Here is a 19,420-nt window from a genome sequence, read left to right on the forward strand (position 1 = left end):
CCGAGAAACTCGACTTAGAGGGTGCCGCCAAGCGGAAAACAGAGCGGGTAGGCCGAGAAACTCGGCTTAGGGAGCGCCGCTCAGCGGAAAACAGAGCGGTAGGCCGAGAAACTCGGCTTAGAGAGCGCCGCCGAGCGCACAGCAGAGCTGCTGGCCGAGATACTCGGCTTAGGGAGCGCCGCCAAGCGGACTGCAGAGCTGCTGGCCGAGATACTCGGCTTAGAGAGCGCCGCCGAGCGCACAGCAGAGCTGCTGGCCGAGATACTCGGCTTAGAGAGCGCCGCCAAGCGGAAAACAGAGCGCTAGGCCGAGAAACTCGGCTTAGGGAGCGCCGCTCAGCGGACAGCAGAGCTGCTAGCCGAGAAACTCGGCTTAGAGAGCGCCGCCAAGCGGAAAACAGAGCGCTAGGCCGAGATACTCGGCTTAGAGAGCGCCGCCGAGCGCACAGCAGAGCTGCTGGCCGAGAAACTCGGCTTAGGGAGTGCCGCCGAGCGCACAGCAGAGCTGCTGGCCGAGAAACTCGGCTTAGAGAGCGCCGCCAAGCGGAAAACAGAGCGCTAGGCCGAGATACTCGGCTTAGAGAGCGCCGCCGAGCGCACAGCAGAGCTGCTGGCCGAGAAACTCGGCTTAGAGAGTGCCGCCGAGCGGAGATCGGAGCTGCAGGACGAGAAAGTCGGCATAGAGTGTGCGCTGTGGGGTGCTGCAAGCCGTAAAATATGGCTTAGAGCTACCCGCAGCTGCCAATCATCGCTCCCGCCGCAAACGAAAAGCCTCCAAATCCACTTTGACGGTGGGCTTGCAGGCTTTTACATGGAATGTTTAAGAATGGCTTATCCGTTAATTCCTCTTTGGAATAGCCCCTTCACACGTAGGCTGGGTAATTTGCTGCCTAGCTTTGTGTTGGAACTTTTCTGTTTTATCTTGTATTGTAACTTTTCTGTTTGTGTTGGAACTTTTCTGTTTTATTTATACTGAAATTTCTCGATTCCGCTTTGTAGAGCGACAGTCATGTTCTGCAATTCGTTCGAGGCTGCAGCCACTTCTTCCACCATCGCATTCTGCTCCTGTACCGATGCCGATATTTTGCCAAGCTTATCCGCATTTTCTTTGGCGGCATCCGCTACCTGCCCGGCGTCGACGAGCATCGTATTCATCTTCGCAGACTGAATGCCCATCAGCTCGGCAATGCGGTCAATGGCCCCGACGGTTCGCTCGACCGATTCGGCAATAAGCTGCAGGTGGCCGATTGTTTCGGTCGTTTTGGCCGCTCCGACATGCGTATGCCGGGCTTGCTGCTCCATGCGGCTCACCGCAAGACTTAGATCGGCATGAATGGCTTCGATCAGATCACCGATATTTTTCACTTCCAAGGAGGTGTGATTCGCCAGCTTTCGAATCTCAATCGCCACCACCTGGAAGCCTTGGCCATGCTCGCCCGCATGTGCCGCTTCAATGGAGGCATTCAGCGCCAGCAGGTTGGTCCGAGACGATATTTCTTCGACAGCATGAATGATGTCGCCGATCTGATCCGCGCGCTCCTTCAGCTTCGACATAATAACGGCGGTCTCCTCGCCTTCCGCAGCAAGCCGGTTCATCGTGGATGACAGCTCATCGACCGACTCGTTGCTGCTGATCATCGCCAGCGACATATCCTTGGCATCCTGTTGAGCGACCTCGGTACAAGCGGATGCGTCCGCTGATAATCCCGCTATATCTTGAATGGATACGTACATCGCATCCGACAGCTGAGCTTGCGTATCAGTGTTGGCGGAAATCTCCCCTACACGCTCCGTCACCACGGTCAGCAGCGAAGCCACCTGCTCCAGCGCCAGTCTCAAATGCTCCACTTCCGTGCCTGTTGCTTTGGAATGCGTATCGATATTGGCGATAATGCCTCGAAGGCTTGTAATCATCTCGTTGAACGAATTGGCCAGCTGCGACAATTCATCCCCGGATTTCGGAATCGACACGCCTGCCTTCAGATCTCCCTTGGCCGCAATATCCGCCGCCTTGTGCAGATCATTAAGCGGCTTGACCAGCCATCTTGCAGTCAGCCAACCCAGAAACCCCGTCCAGAATACGCCCATCCCGAAGGTCAAGCTTGTAAAAAGCCACGACTCCATATTCGGAGCCAAGTAATCCTTCAGCACAAAAATAAAAAATGCGCTTGTCCCGTACGTAGTCGTTGCCACGAGACTGATCCCTGCTACAATTTTGGTAACCAAGCTTGTTGATAGCTTCATTTTGACAACCCTCCGCAAGTGAATGTTCTACCCGCCTTGCTGCTTTCCCTGATCCATTATGACCGTTCTTCCATGCAAGTACTGTGACGAAAGTCACAAAAAAGGCCATGCAACCCAAACATTTTTTGAGCCATTCATCACAATGTAAAGGTGAAGTGCAAAACAAATTCACCCTGCGAGTGATTGAAAGTCACAAGTGTTCGATCCTGATCCTGCCTCCTAACGGAACTAAGAGACTCTATGCTTCGTTTTTTGATAGGTTTATAACGACTACCGGAACTAGGATGCCTTATTTGCATCATCCGACCCGTATTTCGGTTCATTTAGGGCAAATAAGAGCTCTCTGTTCCTTTACCGTTTATAAAACGTGCAAAAACGGGCAAATAGCGTCTCGTAGTTCCCTTACAAATTTCAAAGAATGACTTCCCCTACTTCAGGACCTGCTTCAGCCAACTTCAACAGGCTTTTGCTGCTTAGAGCTCTCCTTTCGACGAATTTATCCACAACTTCTAAAATTGCATATTTCCTAAACAAACAAAAAAACACCGCCGCAGGGGCGATGTTTCTCGCAGAGCATATGCTCCAACTTATTTGCCGTTCTTAGCCTCATCCAGAATAGAAAGGTCCAGGAACTTGCTCAGGTCTAGCGAATCTACGGTTACATCCTTGATGTAGCCTGCCTCGATCGAGACTCTGGCCATCTCCTCAATCGCTTCTTGGCTTACATCGGAGGTCAGTCTCATATGGGACAGAGCAGCTTTGATCAGAGCCACATCCAGGCCTTTTCCGCTCAGCTCGCTCAGACGCTTGTTGATAAGCTCATACGACTCGTCCGGATTGGACTGGATGTATTCGATCGCTTCCAGGTTGCCTTTCACAATCGCTTTCGCAAGGTCTCTATGCTCGCTGATGAACTTGTCGCTTGCTACGAGAATAACCAGCGGGTAGTCGCCGTTGTTCGGCGGAATTTGATCCCAAGGCACAATAACCTTGCCGATGCCTTCCTGCTCAATCTGCGTGCCCCACGGCTCCGGAATGAGCGTCGCATGCACTTCGTTCTGGCGAAGGGCGACCAGTGTATCGGAAGGCGCGCGCGCTACGATCTGAGCGCCGGAGCTGTCCGTCGTAATCGGAACGCCCTCTTGCTCCAGCAGCAGGCGCAGCGAAATTTCGTTCGTGCTGCCTTTTGTCGGAATTGCGATGGTTTTGCCTACGAGATCTTTGACCGTCTCCACACCGGAATCCTTGCCTGCAACAAGGACGGCACCGCCGTTATCCGCGCCGGAGATGACCCGGAAGTTGCTGCTCTTCAGGAACTGGTTCGTCGATGGGCCAGGGCCAACATAGCCGATGTCGATCTGTCCTGTCGCGATTGCAGTCGAGAAGTCGGAGCCGTTATCAAATGCTTGAACCTCGATCTTCACATTCTCGCCAAGCTGCTTCTGGAAAAACTCCTTCTCCAGGCCAATGTAGCCCGCAGCGTGCGTTACGTTCTTGAACATGCCGAGCTTCACCGTCACTTGGCCCTTGGAGCCCGAACCGCCCGACTTCCCGCCGCAAGCGGCAAGCGTGAACACCAGTACAAATGCCATAACCAGTATGCCGATCTTTCTCATAGACAACCCCTTCTCTCTCCCTATAATCATATCGATAAATTCTTATTCCGACTAATTATATATGATTACTGTTAAATGTCAACTCTTGCTGTTGCTTTCCAACCCGTACCTGACGAGCAGCCTGTCCTCCAGCTTCTTGAAGCAGAAGTGGTCGGAGAGCGTGCCAAGCACCGCAATAATGATGACGACGTTGAGCATCAAGGCCGTGTCGCCAAGGCCTCTGCCGTCTTGCAGCAGCTGTCCAAGGCCTGCACCGTTGGCAATAAGCTCGCCCGCTACAAGAGCACGCCATGCAAACGCCCACGATACCCTTACGCCCGTCATCAGATGCGGGAATGCCCCAGGCACGAGGATTTGGGTGAACATGCGCCAGCCATTGCCCGTACCCAAGGTTTGAGCCGCTCTCAGATAGATTGGCGGAATGTTCTTAATCCCCGTTCTGGTCGCAATGGACATCGTCCACGTCGCACCAAGCGCGGTGATGAAAATAACGGACACATCATTGAAGCCGAACCAGATGATCGCAAAAGGAAGCCAAGCAATACTAGGCACTGTCTGAAGCGCAATGACCATGAAGCCTATCGTATCGTCAATTGCCTTGAACTTGGCGAACATAAGTCCAAGCACCATGCCTATGGAGAGGGAGATCGCAAAGGCAATAAACAGCCTTCTAAGCGAGTTGTAGATGGCATCCAGCAATTGACCGTGGGCGAACCCGGTGTAGAACGACTCTACCGTCTGGAACAGGGAAGGAAACTTCCACGACTCCCAGCCGATCAGCCTATATGCCGCCTCCCATATCACTAATATCGCGATTATGAAAATCGTTCTTCTTAAAGCTGTAGTTGTCATCGTCCATTTCCTCCTTGATCACTTTCTCCATCTCATCCGCCAAGCAATCCATAACTGACCGTTCTACATGGTGAATCAGCGGATCAGCGCTGTCTCTCGGCCTTGCGGCTTGCACCACGAATTCCTTCTTGATCGTCCCTGGCCGAGTAGACATCACGAGCACCCGATCGGACAACATCACAGCTTCTCGAATGTTATGCGTAATAAACAGGATCGTCTTGCCTGTCTTCATCCATATATCTTCAAGCTCCTTGTGCAGCACGAGACGGGTCTGCTCGTCAAGCGCGGCGAAGGGCTCGTCCATCAGCAGAATCTTCGGATTCATAATGAGCGCCCTGGCAATCGCGGCCCGCTGCTTCATCCCGCCGGAGAGCTCATGGGGATAACGGTCGGCGAACTTGCCCAGATGGACATAGCGGATCTGCTCTCTCGCCCGCTCCAGCCGCTCCTTCTTCCCTACTCCCTGCTGCTTCAGCCCAAAAGCTACATTTTCCAGCACCGTCATCCAAGGGAACAGTCCATGCTCCTGGAATACGACGACCCGGTCCGGTCCCGGCGCCTTAACGCTCTCGCCGCTCACCTTGATCGTGCCGTCGAATTGCCGGTCGAATCCGGCGATCAAATTCAGAATTGTCGATTTCCCGCAGCCGGACGGACCGAGCAGCGAGACGAATTCGCCTTCTTTTATAGTGATGCTTACATCATCGATGGCTTTAAAGCGGTTTCCGTCACGCTGTTGAAACTGCTTACTCACGTGGTCAATGACAATCATCGTGTTGAACCCCATTTCGTAAAAAACTATATTTCTTTATAATTCTTATTGGTTATGTATGAATTGTCAATTAGAAATGTAGAAAAAGCTGTTAGAAAAGGACAAAATACCTTTTTACTATTTCTGAATGATGAATCCTTGACGATCGGTTGGGCAGCAAAAAAGCCGCCGATGCTCCCGTTTCCGAGAAACACCGGCGGCTTTGCCGCTGCTTGCCTGATTCATTTATTCAAGACCGAATTGGGCCTTTGACTGCAGCTCATCACCTAAAAAGCTGAAGCTTGCGGATGCTCCCAGATCACCGGAGCCTTCATACATGACAACGAACACATAGAGATCGTCGCCCTTCTTCCCGCTTTCTGCCATAACCTCGCCTTCGCTGCCGACAATCTCGATGATTTCCTCATAGGTCATGCCGCTCTCGATTTTGGCATACTGCTCCTTCGTAATAAGTCCGCTCCCCGCTTCCGAACCGCTCTCCTCAGGCGGTGCAGATTCCGTGGAAGCCGGACTTTCCTCTGGACTTTCCTCCGGCGCTGCCGGTTCCGTGACAGCCGGGCTCTTCACCGGTTCGCCTGTACCGTCGGTCGAGTTATTGCTCGTATTGCTGCAAGCCACAGCCGAAAGCATAAGGCTGGCTGCGATGATGAGTCTGATGATCTTCATAGCTCCTCCTATATCTGTGCAGTCATATATTACCTCTTCAGAAATTATAGGCCATCGCAATCGTCCATTATCAGGTACAAAGTAACTAATTCAGGCATTCCTGGCATTGCACGCATGACGCTTAAGTCCCATTAACGGCCCAGCTGCAGCAGCGCTCCGATCGCGCCGCAATACGCCCCATTCTCCAGAAACACCGGCGCAGCGCCTCGCAGCTTGGTGTAGCCCTCTACCGCTTCTTTCAGAAGATCGTTGCGTATAAAGGATGATCCGATGAAGACAACGGTGCCAGCCCCGAATTGACCGGCCGCAAGCACGCTCGTCGTAGCGACCGTCTCCCCTACAAGACCGATCACGGAGGACAGCAAGTCGCTAGGGGACAGCTTGTCGAGTGCGGCAAGCATATTCAGCCTGCCGAAGTTGCTTGCCGTCAGCTCTCCCGGTATCGGCGGCTCTGCTCCTTCATAGATATGTCTCACTTTCAGATCGATCCCCTCACGCGAGCCATTAGCAGCTGACCGGACAAGCTCCTCATAATCGGCAAGCCCTGTCAATGCATAAGACAAGCCCATAATCGTCCCGCCTCCGACACCCGTTCCCCCTACCCGGCGATGCGTATGCTCCGACAAATAGTGAATCGAGGTTCCGGTACCGACATTCGTCAGAATGAACGATTCCAGCGGCGTCCCTGTCTCCTTCAAAAGATAACGAACACCGTGATACGTCGCCTCGAACTCCACAATACCCGCTAACGGCTGGACTCCGCAGGCTTCCAACTGCTTGACTTTGCCGCCAGTGACGCAAACCTCCGCAGGGCCCAGCTTCAGAATCCAATCCGCAACAGCCTCTATATGAGATGCAGGAAATGTCCGGTACTGAATGGAGCCTGACTCCTCTTCTATGTATGCCATCTTGATTAACGTACCGCCAGCATCGATCCCCAGCTTCATCTTCAAGCTCCCCTCATCACCTAAGCTGTCTCTGTATCCATAAAAAGAATGAAATCATTATAACTCATTCCGCACAAAAAACGCCTCTTAGCCTAGAATTTCCAGACTAAAAGGCGCCAAGCAATCCCCATGCAGCTGTGGGCGAGCAGGATAAGAGCATAAAAAAACCGCCTTAAATTGTGGCGATTATGTGAACTTTTCGTATTTCACATCTCTATTATACCATAAAATTACATAAAAATCAAGTATTGTTTCATGCACGCTCCCGATGATACAACGGAATAGAGGTGATTTCGAATGGAAAAACAAAGCTTAACCGCTCTGGTCAGCGCATTCGCCAGAGCTTATCACGCCGAGCATAAGGAGGTCAAAGTGTTCGACGATCCGCTCGCCAGACTGCTCATCAGCGACGAAGAATTTGCGGGCATCAGCGGCAACATGGCGAAGGCCGCCGCTTTCTTCCGTCCCGGCTTATCCGGATCCCCGGAAGAGGCGCTGCGCGAGGTTGTCGACCATCAGCTGTCTCCGACGCCGCTTGGCCGTGCGGCCTTCACCGAAGAAGCGCTTGAAGCGGCGGTCCGGCTAGGCGCCCGGCAATATCTCATCTTCGCCGCGGGCTATGACACATTCGCTTACCGCCAGCCGGCATGGGCAGCGCCGCTTCAGATCTTCGAGATCGACCATCCCGCAACATCGGCTGACAAGCAGCGGCGCATAGCGGCCCTTCCGATCGCTATGCCAGAGAATCTTCACTTCATCGCAGCCGACTTCCGCGAGCCGGATTGGCGAAGCCGCTTGCTGGACTGCCCTGCTTTTGACCCGCCATGCATCAGCTTCTGCAGTCTGCTTGGCATCAGCTATTATTTGACCAAAGAGGTATTCCGGCAGCTGCTCTCCGACATCGCCTCGATGCTTCCGCGCGGCAGCAGCATCGTCTTCGACTATCCCGATGAACTGACTTTCACGGATCAAGCAGGCCAGCGGGCCAAGAAACAGGTCATGATGGCCGCGCAGGCAGGCGAGCCTATGGAGGCAAGCTATTCTTATGCAGAGCTCGAACGCATGCTGGAGGAAGCAGATTTGCTCATATACAAGCATCTGACCCCTGAGGAGATCACCGACCAAGTGTTCCATGCCTATAACAACAGCCAGCCTGACCACCCCGTCACAGCTTTCGATCATGTTCATTATGTATTGGCGGTCAAGCAATAAGGATGTCCCGCAGAATTGCGGGACTGAAGCGGAAAAGGGAGCCCAGTGCTCCCCCTCCGCTTACGCTGGCCGCTAGCCATTCTGTACGTCAACAGCCTCTGCACGACAACCGCTCTAACTCTGGCAGCTAGCCGTTCTGCACGACAACCCGCTCTAATGCTGGCAGCTAGCGTTCCTGCCCGTCTTGCTCCGCTTGCGATCTCGTCTCCTCCACTTTTCCGAAAGGATGCTCCGGCGGACCATAGATGACATAGACCTTCAAAGGCTCGTTGCCCGTGTTGGTCACATTATGCCATTTCCCTGCAGGGACCATAATCGCGTAGCCCTCTGAGGCATCTGCCTGGAAATCAAGCCGGTCCCTCTGATCGCCCATCTGGACGAGGCCTTTCCCTTCCTCGATGCGAATGAATTGATCCGTAGTCGGATGAACTTCAAGGCCGATATCCTCTCCGACCTTGATGCTCATCACGGTAACTTGCAAATGCGCTCCAGTCCAGATTGCAGTACGATACGTATTGTTCTGCTCCGTTACCTTCTCAATGTTGACGACGTAAGGCTTGCCTCCTTGGTCGGCCGCACGCTCCTCGTCCAGCGAGGCAAAGCGCTCCGCATTCTCCCTCTCTGCCGACGAAGCATTTAAGAAGAGGTGCTGGAAGAACGGATAAGGGGCAATGGAAGCCAGTTGACGGTAATACATGCTGCCCTCAAGTCCGGCTCCGCAAGCCATCGATATGCCGTCGTCATAGCAGTGGAATGTCGTGCGTTCAACGATGTACAACGGCTGAAGCCCTGTCAGCGAACGATAGAAATCGGTGAACTGGCTGAGCTGCACATTGGCGCTGTCCGCTGCTTCAAGGATCAGAATTCTGTGCTGCGCGCTAGGCGCCGCATGAGCCAACTGATTGTACAGATCAAGGATTGATGCTTGTCTTGTCAGGCTTTGATGCAGGGCATAGATGGAAGCTTGAACAGCTTGCTGCGGATCGTTCGCATTCGCGGCGTATTCCGTATTACTGTGCGTATTCATCTCATGCGTGTTGGGAATTTGATTCATCTCCGGGACGTTCCCTCCATAGGTTGATACCCGCATTATATGCCCAGATCCAAAGATCGTTCTTCGGAGCTATGGAGCACGATCCGCATCTTGCACGCAGGCTGATCGCTAGCAACAAAAAACAGGAGCTATTCCGCCAAGGATAGCTCCTGTTCTTCTATTGCTGCATGCTCCGAATGAACTTGGAGCACATTATCTTCGTTTACGCTTTAGCCTGAATATATCCTTCCGCCTTCAGCAGCTCGGCGATCAATACAGCGCCGCCAGCCGCGCCGCGAAGCGTATTGTGCGAGAGGCCGACGAATTTGAAATCGTACAGGGAATCCTCGCGCAGTCTGCCTGCGGATACGCCCATGCCGCCTTCAATGTTGCGGTCCATGTTCGTCTGCGGTCTGTTCTCTTCTTCGAAGTACGTGATGAACTGCTTAGGCGCGCTTGGAAGCTCCAGCTCCTGCGGGCGGCCTTTGTAGCCCCTCCACAGCTCCAAAATTTGCTCCTTCGAAGGTTTGTTCTCGAACGATACGAATACAGTAGCCAGGTGGCCGTCCGTTACCGGAACGCGGATGCACTGCGTTGTAATATGCGGCTCGCTTGCTTTCACAATCGCGCCGTCTTCCACGCTGCCCCAGATGCGAAGCGGCTCCTGCTCGCTTTTCTCTTCCTCGCCGCCGATATACGGGATAACGTTGTCGAGCATTTCCGGCCAGTCCGTGAAGTTTTTGCCCGCGCCGGAGATCGCCTGGTATGTCGAAGCGACAACCGTCTTCGGCTTGAACTCTTGCAGCGCATGCAGCATTGGCACGTAGCTTTGGATCGAGCAGTTCGGTTTTACGGCGATGAAGCCGGTCTCTGTGCCCAGACGCTTGCGCTGTGCGGCAATGACGTCCAGATGGCCCGGATTGATCTCCGGAATCACCATCGGCACATCCGCTGTCCAGCGGTGAGCGGAGTTGTTCGATACGACAGGCGTTCCTGTCTTCGCATACGCTTCTTCCAGCGCCTTGATCTCTTCCTTCTTCATATCTACTGCACAGAAGATAAAGTCGACGCCAGCGGCTACTTCTTCCACTTTGGAAGCATCTTGCACGACAATGGACTTCACATCTTCCGGAATCGGCGTGTCCAGCTTCCATCTGCCCTGTACGGATTGCTCATATGTCTTGCCAGCCGAGCCCGCGCTTGCGGCGATTGCCGTTACTTTAAACCAAGGGTGTCCATCCAGCAGCTGCACGAAGCGCTGCCCAACCATTCCTGTACCGCCGACAATGCCAACTTTCAGTAATTGTGCCATAACATTTATCTCCTCCTAAGTAGTATCCACTCGTCATGTCTGTCTTATTATTACATGTCACCTGCTATACTTTCGGAACAACAAAAAAATCCCACCCCCAAGACTGCTGTCAGTCTCAGGGACGAGATTGGATTCTCGCGGTACCACCCTAAATTCGCGTGTATGTCGCCATATCCGCCTCTTCAAGTACGGCATGATGCCATCATGCTTATACTCTAGCTCTGTAACAGGAGCTCCTGGCACACCACCCCCTGTAACCATTACAGGTTCCGATGCGCTGCTCTGAGTCTTTTTTCAATAATGGTTTCTTTGCTCCTTTTCAGCTGCCGGAGCTCTCTGCGAAAGAATGGTCCACTATCTACTCGTCTCTTCATCGCATTTCTTGTGATTTATCTTATCAAGTATCAGGCCCGAGGTAAACCTTCTTTTTCAAAAAAGTAAAAATTTTTTGTGCATTCGCTTAGTCAAAGAGCAAATACCAGTATAGCGCCACCTCTGTACTATCCTTATGCAGTCCGCGATATACACGTGTATCGAATCCGCCGATCGCAAAGCCGCACCTTTCGTACAAGCGGCAGGCGCGCACATTGTGATTTTGCGTCTCCAGCACGACGCCGGGCATTCCGCCTGCTCTAGCCCACTGCACGGCCTGTTCCACGAGCCGCCTGCCGATGCCGCCGCCCCTGTGCTTCGCATCCACCGCAATGTCTTCGATCAGCGCATAGCGGTTCCAATTCCGCTTCAACAGGATGCGGCCAACTGCCTGCTCTCCCGCGTAGGCCACATACAGGGCCTGATCTGAATTATCGATATAATCGGCCGCATCATCCGCTTCCGCCTCTTCCTCTGCTTCTTGTGCTGCATAGCTTTTCACATAGCCGGGGATTTCTTGCACGGTATAGCTGATCTCCCCATCCGTCACGGACAGGACAAGGGCCGAGTCCACCGTAAAGCGGTCGTCGATATGCTTCCACGCATCGCCATCCCCGGGTGCGAGCTTTCGAATTTTGATCATTACGACTCCTCCCGAATTCCCTTCAAACACAAACATAATCACATTTTACTGCACGCTAGGTATGTTTTGAAGGATAGGATTAAATCATTCATCGACCAAGTTTGCCGTAACGACCGTTTGGGATAATTCATTATTGCTGACTTTGACATGAATATATCTCGTCGTAATGTTGCCATCGCGATCCGTAATGACAATCGTTATGGTATCCTCCAACAGCTCTTCTGGATAGCCCTCCAGTTGAATATGGCCTACCCCCGACAGATTACCCGCTGCCATCTCCCTCTCTTCTTGTGATCCTGAAGGCGGCGGCGCCATCCCTGCCCCAAGAAAACGCGAGAAATTATCCTCTGCTGCCCACTGGTACAAATTCCACGCCGTCCAGAAATACCATATCTCACCGTAGTCTGTAAAAGCTTCATCAAAGGTCATTGTCATCTTCTTATCGTACAACAGACTGAAATCGGCAATTGAAATCTGTTTTTCCTCATCAAAAGTTTGATAGTATTCGTCGTTCCAATATTTCTCATGCTGCGTCTTTGTCCAATCTGCGGCGTAAACATATTCATTTTCTGAAGAAATTTCGATTTGGGCGATATTGTCCCCTTCCACATAAAACTCCAGACCTGGCCGTGAGTCGACGTTGCTGACCGTTGTACTGAATTGATCTGGAGATTTCTGACGGTCTGCAAGCTTGAAAGTATGCTCCTCCTCACCGACTTTAAGATGAATGGCGTATACCGGCGATGCTCCTCCGAAAGAACCACTCAAAAATACGACTGCTGCCAGCATAAGGCATAGCGCTGGCGCAGCCCACCATATGTATCGCCGCCTAGGAGGGCGTGCCTCGCTCGAGACCGACGACTCCCTGCGATTCATGAGATAGCTCCGAATCCGCTTCTTCTGAATCTCGTCTGGCGACATATTTTCAAATAATGAATTCAGTTCCTCTCTACTCAACCCTATCATCTCCCATCTGCAATTTCAGTCGTTTCCGCGCGCTTCTCATCTGCGACTTCACCGTATTCGGATTTAGCGTTAACATTTCAGCGATTTCAACCACTTTATAACCTTCGTAATAATACAGATATAGGAGCAATCTGAGCGTCGAAGGAAGCCTCCGCAGATTGTCCTCCAGTTCCCGTCTTTCCATTGTTGCGGTACCAGCAAGCTCCATCACGCTCGGATCCAGGTCCACAACTTTTTTCTTCCACCACTTGCGGTGCATGTCTCGGCAGTGGTTCCGAGCCGTCAAAATCAGCCACGCTTTCTCATGTTCGATACTGGTGAACGGCCTGTCATTTTCCATTAACTTCACGAACACTGTCTGCGCTGCATCTTCCGCATCCTGCTTGTTTCCCATCATGGAATAACAAACCCGGTATACCATATCGACGTGCCGGTCATATGCATCCAGAATTGCGCTCATCACGTCATCCGTGTCATCGGATATGATACCGCTGTGGCGTGCGACTAACGTGGATATTTTCACTCTTCTTTCCTCCTTTCTCCCCTAACACGATTCAATGGGCCAAATGGTTTTATATTCATCCGTAATAGTTGAACTTTTTCTGATTATTGGAAACAACATACCTTTCCATTATGATCGGATATGTGAAACTCATCTACCTTTATCGCTTGTAGTGATGGTGAACGGACTCTAGACTGAAATACAAAAAGGCTGCGCCAGCTAGCCGAATGGCTAACGAACGCAACCCCATTTTCACAAAATATCCTTGCAGCTATTTTATTTCAGTGAAGAACGTTAAGCGGATTCCGCCTCCGAGCTTTGCGAATCGGACGAGTTGTAGCGCGCTACGCTGCGGCGTCCGTCAATGCTGACAGGCACGTCGCCGTCAATGGTCACGCGGCGTACGACGCGGTGCTGGTCGCCATAATCGTTGACCGCATAATGCTGCGTCGCCCGGTTATCCCAGATGACCACATCTCCCGCAGCCCAGCGCCAACGCACCGTATTCTCCAGCTTAGTCACATGATTTTGCAGAAGGTTGAACAGCTGAGCGGAGTCAGTCTTGGACAAGCCGATAAAATGCTTCACGAAATGCCCCAGCAGCAAAGTACGCTCCCCTGTCTCGGGATGGACACGGACAACCGGATGTTCTGTCTCATACACCGTGGACCGGAACACTTCCCGATGGTAACGCTGGGCTTCCTCAGAGACTTGATTGCGCTGGGCCGCATAATCGTAGTCATTGCTATGGACGGCCCACAGCCCGTTCACCAGCTGCTTCAGATCATCGGGCAGTTGCTCGTAAGCGGCTGCCGTATTCGCCCAGACCGTATCGCCGCCAGCTTCCGGAATAACGATTGCGCGCAGTACAGAGGCTTGCGGATATGCATCCACAAAGGATACGTCCGTATGCCAAGAGTCGGCTCTGCCGCCATGAGCGGAATTCAGCTCCAGCACATAATCGGTGCCTTGCTTGATCGGAACGGTAGGATGGGCGACAGGGCTGCCAAGCCGATGAGCGAAAGCCTCCTGTCCGGCATCGTCCAAGTGCTGCTGATCCCGTACAAAAATAACCTTGTACTTCAGCAGCGCTTCACGGAGCGTCGCCAACGTTTCTTGCGTCAGGTCGCCTCCCAGCCGCACGCCTCTAATCTCTGCTCCAATTCTGCCTGCCACCGGATGAATCGAAATAACTGCTTCCTCCTGAACCGATTGCTCTGCTTTGCTCATCTCCATACCTCCATTTAGTTCCCTAAGGGATTAATATACTGCGTATCGTGAACTGTAATTTATAGTGAAATGATTCATGATGGTTCATGTGAAAAATGATTCCATTTGCCTGAGGAGCAACGGATGCTTCATTGGCAGCTCTTTGCTTGCAATCGCCCCTGGCTTGCTCTTATTGCGAGATCGCTGCGGCCGTCGCTGCAGGCACAGCAGGATGATTCGGCCGCTGCAATCCCAGGTTCCCGCGCAGTGTATGGCCTTCATATTCGGTTCGGAACAGGCCTCTGCGCTGCAGCTCCGGAATGACGCTGCTTGCGAATTCATCCAGACCGCCCGGCAAGTAAGGAGGCATTACATTGAAGCCGTCCGCACCGCCCGATACGAACCACTCTTCCAGCTGATCTGCGATTTGTGCTGGCGTACCGGCATACGTCCGGTGTCCTCTGCCTCCTGCAAGCTTGTGCAGCAACTGGCGGATCGTGAGTCTCTCCCGCTCAGCCAAGTCCACGACCAGTTGGAAGCGGCTTTTGTTGCCGTTGATGTCCTCCAGCTTCGGCAGCTCAGGCAGCGGCCCGTCAAGCGGATAGGTATAAAGGTCGACGCCCAGCATATTGGACAGCTGATTCAGCCCGTATTCCGGCACCGTCAGCTCGTTGATCTCCTGCTCCTTCTCCTTCGCCTCGCTTTCGGTCGCGCCAATGATCGGGCAGATTCCCGGCAGGATCAGCAGCTGGTCCGGCGTTCTGCCGTAACGGAGCAGTCTTCCTTTGACATCTGCATAGAACTGCTGCGCCTCCAGAAGAGTTTGCTGCGCAGTGAAGATCGCTTCCGCATATTGCGCGGCGAATTCCTTGCCGTCTTCCGACGAGCCAGCCTGGACCAGCACAGGATAGCCTTGCGGCGGACGCGGAATGTTGAGCGGCCCTCTCACCTGGAAGTGCTCGCCCTGATGCGAGATCGGATGCACCTTCAGCGGGTCCGCGAATACGCCGGCTTCGCGGTCGATGAGCAGCGCATCATCCTGCCAGCTGTCCCACAGCGCCGTCGTCACATCGAGAAACTCTTTGGCCCGCTCATAGCGCTTGGCATGCTCCGGATGCGTATCCCGATTGAAGTTCTGCGCCTCATGGATGCTGCCTGACGTAACGATATTCCAGCCCGCACGGCCGTTACTGATATGATCGAGCGATGCGAACTTCCGCGCCACGTGGAAAGGCTCATTATAAGTCGTCGAGACGGTGCCGATCAGGCCGATGCGCTCGGTGACCGCCGCCAGCGCCGACAGCAGGGTGAACGGCTCCAGTCCGACGAACGCTCCGTGCTTCACATGCTTGTTGACCGACAGTCCGTCAGCGAGGAAGACCGAATCGAACTTGGCCGCCTCCGCGGTCTGCGCCAGCCGCTGATAATGCTTCAAATCGTTGATCCGCTCCGGCTCCGTACCCTTGTACCTCCATGCCGCCTCATGATGGCCGACGCTCATAATAAACAAATTCAAATGCAATTGCCGTTGTTGTTTCCCCATTCGTCCTCCACTCCTTCCCAATATGCGGCCTCATGAGCCGTGTTTTGCGGCTTGCAGGTGCTCGCAGCCCAGCCGATGCACGCTCCAAGCCATGTTGTGCGGCTTGCAGCTCCCCGCAGCGCACACTGCGCACATCTAAGCCGACTTTCTCGGCCTACAGCCTCCGTCGCGCACCCAGCGCACACTCTATGCCGAGTTTCTCGGCCTACAGCCCCCCGCAGCGCGGTCAGCGCACATCTAAGCTGACTTTCTCGGCCTACAGCCTCTGTCGGGCACCCAGCGCACGCTCTATGCCGACTTTCTCGGCTTACAGCCCTCGTCGCGCACCCAGCGCATGCTCTATGCCGACTTTCTCGGCTTGCAGACCCCGTGGCGCACCCGGCGCATGTTCTAAGCCGACTTTCTCGGCTTGCAGCCCTCTTGGCGCACCCGGCGCACGCTCTAAACCGACTTTCTCGGCTTAGAGCTTCTCGCGGCGCAGAAGCTACTCCCGCGCGTTCTGCTTCCAGCCCGTGAGCCGTTTCTCCAGCGATACGAGCACGTAGTTCACGATGAGTCCAATAACCGAAATCGTAATAATGCCGGCATACATCTCCGTAATCAGAAAGCTGAACTGCGCGTACTGGATCAGGTAGCCCAGCCCTGACGTCGCGCCGACCATCTCCGCCGCCACCAGCACCAGAATCGAGCTGGCCCCCGCCTGCCGGATACCGACGAATATCGTAGGAATCGAAGCCGGCACAATTACTTTGCGGAAGAGGCTGACCGCGTTCAGCCCCATGGAACGGGCTGACTTGATCAGCAGCGGATCCACATTCTTCACTCCGCTGATTGTATTGAGCAGCAGCGGGAAAATACAAGCGTAGAAAACGATAGCCACCTTCGACGTCTCGCCAAGACCGAGCAGCAGGATGAATACCGGCAGGATCGCAAGCGCGGCCGTATTGCGCATCAGCTCCAGGAACGGATTCAAATATTCGGCGACCGGCTTCCACCATCCAATAGCTAGACCTAGCGGAATGCTAACCACGATAGCGAGCGCAAAACCTCCGATAGATCGCGACAGGCTCGCTGCCGTATGGTCTAGCAGATCACCCGACAGCAGCAGCTGCCACCAGGTAGCCAGCACTTGAGAGATTGGCGGAAAAAACGTGATATTAATGATGCCAAGCCGCGGCGTAACCTCCCATATAGCAAGCAGGACTACAATAACAATCGAGTTTTTGAAAAGCTTGCGGAGCGCAGCAAGCGACCAGCGTGCAGCCTCCGATTCCTTCGCCTTCGGCAATACCAGCTCCCCTGCTCTTCCATTAGCCATGTTTCGCCACTCCTTTTCTTGCGTCCGCCGATTTGAAGCTGTCCAGCGTCTTCGACTTCTCTTGCTCTTGTGCGCGGACCACCTCATCCTTCAGCAGTTCCCATATTTCATGACGCAGCCGCACAAACTCCGGATTAGAGCGCAAATCCTCTTCACTGCTGCGGGATTCGAACGGAATATCAATAACTTGCTTGATCCTACCCGGACGGGAGGACATGACCGCAACACGCTGTCCAAGATAAACGGCCTCTTCAATTCCGTGCGTTATGAAAATAATCGTCTTCTTTGTGGTTTCCCAGATGCGAAGCAGCTCGCTTTGAAGCGTCTCTCTCGTCTGGGCATCAAGTGCCGCGAACGGCTCATCCATCAGCAGCACTTCGGGATCATAGGCCAAGCTGCGCGCAATCGCTACTCTTTGCTTCATCCCGCCCGACAATTCGTGAGGATAGCGGTTCTCGAAACCAGATAATCCGACCAAGTCAATATATTCCTTGGCCCGTTTTCTGCGTTCTTCTCGTCCTACCCCTTTCGCCTCCAGCCCAAATTCCACATTGCCAAGCGCCGTCTTCCACGGGAACAACGCATACTGTTGAAAGACGATGCCTCTATCCAGATTAGGGCCGGCAATCGGCTTGCCGTCGAGCAGAATGCGGCCGCTGCTCGGCGTAGTAAGTCCCGCCAGCAGATCAAGCAGGGTTGATTTGCCGCAGCCGCTCGGACCAACGATCACCATAAACTCCCCTTGCCGGACTTCAAGATTGATGTCATGCAAGGCCGACAACGGCTGCGCTTCTTCCTTCAGCGCTCCCATATTGCGCTTGATGCGAAATGACTTTTGCACATGCTCAATGCTGATTTTGACTGCCATCGCTTAGCTCCCCTCCTGTTTCCCTATTGGTTGAATGGATTAAATTCATTCGTGAACAGATCCGACGATTTGTAATCGCCCGCCTTCAGCTCGCCCTCGTTCACCAGCCAGTCGATCCACGTCTGGAACTCCTTATCCGCGATCAAGCCGCCTTCGCCAGCGACACCTGTGCTTTTCCAAAACTTGACCGTATCTTTGTCTTCCTTGCGGTCTCGCTTCTGGATGATGCTCTCATATCGTGCAATGACTTCTTCACGCGGAGTGTTCCGTGCCCACTCGATCGCTTTGGCCGTCGCCTCTACAAACTTCTTCGCCGCCTTCGGATTGTCCTTAATGAATTTGTCCGTAAGCACATAGCTTCCCGCGCTGAAATTGCCGAATAGCTCCTTATCTGTGAACAGAGGATGGATGCCGCCTCGCTCCAGCGCTTTATCCCTCAGCACACCGCCCAGTGTCGCCACATCGATCTGATTCGCCCGAAGCGTCTGCTCCGATGTGACCGGGGGCACGACCACAAGCGCAACCTGCTTGATCTCCTCCGGCGTCAGCCCTTCCCGGTGCAAATATTCCTTAATCACAAACTCATGATGGGCGCCCAGCGTATTGACCGCAATTCGTTTGCCGATCAGATCACGCGCCGTCTTGATGGGACTGTCATCCAGCACATAATATCCCGTCCAGGTGTTGTCATCGACGCCGTAATAGCTGATGACCGACTTGATTGGCGCTTTGGCGGCAATCAGCTTGACGATAGCCCCGTTGAACGCCCCGCCGAAATCGGTATCGCCCGTCACAACAGCCTGAATGTCCTGCGGACCGCTTATCGTATTGCCGATGAACTTCAGCTTCAGCGGCGCCAGATACCCTAGATCCTCGGCCAGCTCTGGAAAAGTGACCGCACCTACGCTTCCCTGATAGCGAAGCTCCGATATCTCCAGCTTCTCTACGCCGTCTGTAGCCGCCGATACGGCAGGCTCTGACTTGCCGCCGCATGCGCCCAGCATAAGAGCTGCGGCAAGCAGCAGCGGCAACAGCCGAATAGACCCTCTCAGCGAACCTTTTTGAACCCGTCTATAGTTGATCATGATATCCCACTCCAATTGTCGTATTATTCTGTCTATTTATAAAAGAGCTCTTCCCGACTCTTGCATCAGACTACTCGTAATTACGCTGCAGGAAAGAACGGCAACAATAGAAGTCCCTCATGACTTCCCAACCGGGACGCATTTGCTTGCTTGTCATTGTCCTCTCTCCCCTTCGCCCAAATGAAGCTTGCGACATTTTTCTGCCCTCACATATATACACTTATTCCTATATACTTACTATGTTTAATTTCTTATAATTGA

17 protein-coding genes are annotated in these 19,420 nt (G+C 53.4%); 1 reads left to right on the plus strand and 16 read right to left on the minus strand.

Annotation, left to right across the window (positions count from 1 at the left end):
• Nucleotides 1–962: 962 nt before the first annotated feature.
• The 6 genes from D3P09_RS10570 to coaW all read right to left on the minus strand — a co-directional run bounded on the left by D3P09_RS10570 (nucleotide 963) and on the right by coaW (nucleotide 7,096).
• Complete coding sequence (locus D3P09_RS10570) at nucleotides 963–2,243, minus strand: methyl-accepting chemotaxis protein (RefSeq protein WP_120109621.1); 1,281 nt, start codon at nucleotides 2,241–2,243, stop codon at nucleotides 963–965.
• 587 nt (nucleotides 2,244–2,830) lie between these two features.
• Entirely contained in the window at nucleotides 2,831–3,859 is a 1,029-nt protein-coding gene (locus tag D3P09_RS10575; RefSeq protein ID WP_120109623.1) for an ABC transporter substrate-binding protein, read from the minus strand.
• A 78-nt stretch (nucleotides 3,860–3,937) separates the two neighbouring features.
• Complete coding sequence (locus tag D3P09_RS10580; RefSeq protein ID WP_243644063.1) at nucleotides 3,938–4,711, minus strand: ABC transporter permease; 774 nt, start codon at nucleotides 4,709–4,711, stop codon at nucleotides 3,938–3,940.
• Nucleotides 4,641–5,483 carry an ABC transporter ATP-binding protein gene (locus D3P09_RS10585; protein ID WP_120109624.1) on the minus strand — a complete coding sequence of 281 codons (843 nt, stop codon included), beginning with the start codon at nucleotides 5,481–5,483 and terminating at the stop codon, nucleotides 4,641–4,643. The genes D3P09_RS10580 and D3P09_RS10585 overlap by 71 nt, the downstream gene beginning before the upstream one ends.
• A 225-nt stretch (nucleotides 5,484–5,708) precedes the next feature.
• Nucleotides 5,709–6,149: a hypothetical protein gene (locus D3P09_RS28070; protein WP_243644065.1), complete on the minus strand. Its 441-nt coding sequence runs from the start codon at nucleotides 6,147–6,149 to the stop codon at nucleotides 5,709–5,711.
• Between the two features lie 131 nt (nucleotides 6,150–6,280).
• Nucleotides 6,281–7,096, minus strand: coding sequence for a type II pantothenate kinase (gene coaW, locus D3P09_RS10595; protein ID WP_120109626.1), 816 nt, complete (start codon nucleotides 7,094–7,096; stop codon nucleotides 6,281–6,283).
• Between the two features lie 297 nt (nucleotides 7,097–7,393).
• Here coaW and D3P09_RS10600 point away from each other — a divergent pair, with 297 nt between their 5' ends.
• A complete protein-coding gene (locus D3P09_RS10600) occupies nucleotides 7,394–8,308 on the plus strand; it encodes a class I SAM-dependent methyltransferase (protein WP_120109627.1) in 915 nt (304 codons plus the stop codon).
• A gap of 166 nt (nucleotides 8,309–8,474) precedes the next feature.
• Here D3P09_RS10600 and D3P09_RS10605 read toward each other — a convergent pair whose 3' ends face one another.
• The 10 genes from D3P09_RS10605 to D3P09_RS10650 all read right to left on the minus strand — a co-directional run bounded on the left by D3P09_RS10605 (nucleotide 8,475) and on the right by D3P09_RS10650 (nucleotide 19,159).
• Nucleotides 8,475–9,362, minus strand: a complete 888-nt coding sequence (locus D3P09_RS10605) for a cupin domain-containing protein (protein WP_120109629.1) — start codon at nucleotides 9,360–9,362, stop codon at nucleotides 8,475–8,477.
• A gap of 202 nt (nucleotides 9,363–9,564) precedes the next feature.
• The gene (gene asd / locus D3P09_RS10610; protein WP_120109631.1) at nucleotides 9,565–10,653 is read right to left on the minus strand and encodes an aspartate-semialdehyde dehydrogenase; all 1,089 of its coding nucleotides are present in this window, start codon (nucleotides 10,651–10,653) and stop codon (nucleotides 9,565–9,567) included.
• Between the two features lie 460 nt (nucleotides 10,654–11,113).
• Complete coding sequence (locus tag D3P09_RS10615) at nucleotides 11,114–11,668, minus strand: GNAT family N-acetyltransferase (protein ID WP_120109632.1); 555 nt, start codon at nucleotides 11,666–11,668, stop codon at nucleotides 11,114–11,116.
• An 84-nt stretch (nucleotides 11,669–11,752) separates the two neighbouring features.
• A complete protein-coding gene (locus tag D3P09_RS10620) occupies nucleotides 11,753–12,625 on the minus strand; it encodes a hypothetical protein (protein WP_120109634.1) in 873 nt (290 codons plus the stop codon).
• On the minus strand, nucleotides 12,618–13,157 hold the full coding sequence (locus D3P09_RS10625; RefSeq protein ID WP_120109635.1) for an RNA polymerase sigma factor: 540 nt from the start codon (nucleotides 13,155–13,157) through the stop codon (nucleotides 12,618–12,620). The genes D3P09_RS10620 and D3P09_RS10625 overlap by 8 nt, the downstream gene beginning before the upstream one ends.
• 273 nt (nucleotides 13,158–13,430) lie before the next feature.
• Complete coding sequence (locus tag D3P09_RS10630; protein WP_120109637.1) at nucleotides 13,431–14,366, minus strand: TauD/TfdA dioxygenase family protein; 936 nt, start codon at nucleotides 14,364–14,366, stop codon at nucleotides 13,431–13,433.
• A 169-nt stretch (nucleotides 14,367–14,535) separates the two neighbouring features.
• A complete protein-coding gene (locus D3P09_RS10635) occupies nucleotides 14,536–15,888 on the minus strand; it encodes an LLM class flavin-dependent oxidoreductase (RefSeq protein ID WP_120109639.1) in 1,353 nt (450 codons plus the stop codon).
• Nucleotides 15,889–16,372: 484 nt separating this feature from the next.
• Entirely contained in the window at nucleotides 16,373–17,206 is an 834-nt protein-coding gene (locus D3P09_RS10640) for an ABC transporter permease (protein ID WP_120109641.1), read from the minus strand.
• Nucleotides 17,199–18,074 (minus strand): ABC transporter ATP-binding protein, encoded by an 876-nt coding sequence (locus tag D3P09_RS10645; RefSeq protein WP_120109642.1) that lies wholly within the window; start codon nucleotides 18,072–18,074, stop codon nucleotides 17,199–17,201. Before D3P09_RS10645 ends, D3P09_RS10640 begins: the two co-directional genes overlap by 8 nt.
• A gap of 23 nt (nucleotides 18,075–18,097) precedes the next feature.
• The gene (locus D3P09_RS10650) at nucleotides 18,098–19,159 is read right to left on the minus strand and encodes an ABC transporter substrate-binding protein (RefSeq protein ID WP_120109644.1); all 1,062 of its coding nucleotides are present in this window, start codon (nucleotides 19,157–19,159) and stop codon (nucleotides 18,098–18,100) included.
• Between the last annotated feature and the right edge of the window lie 261 nt (nucleotides 19,160–19,420).

This window comes from Paenibacillus pinisoli (genome assembly GCF_003605435.1).
Lineage (GTDB): Bacteria > Bacillota > Bacilli > Paenibacillales > Paenibacillaceae > Pristimantibacillus > Pristimantibacillus pinisoli.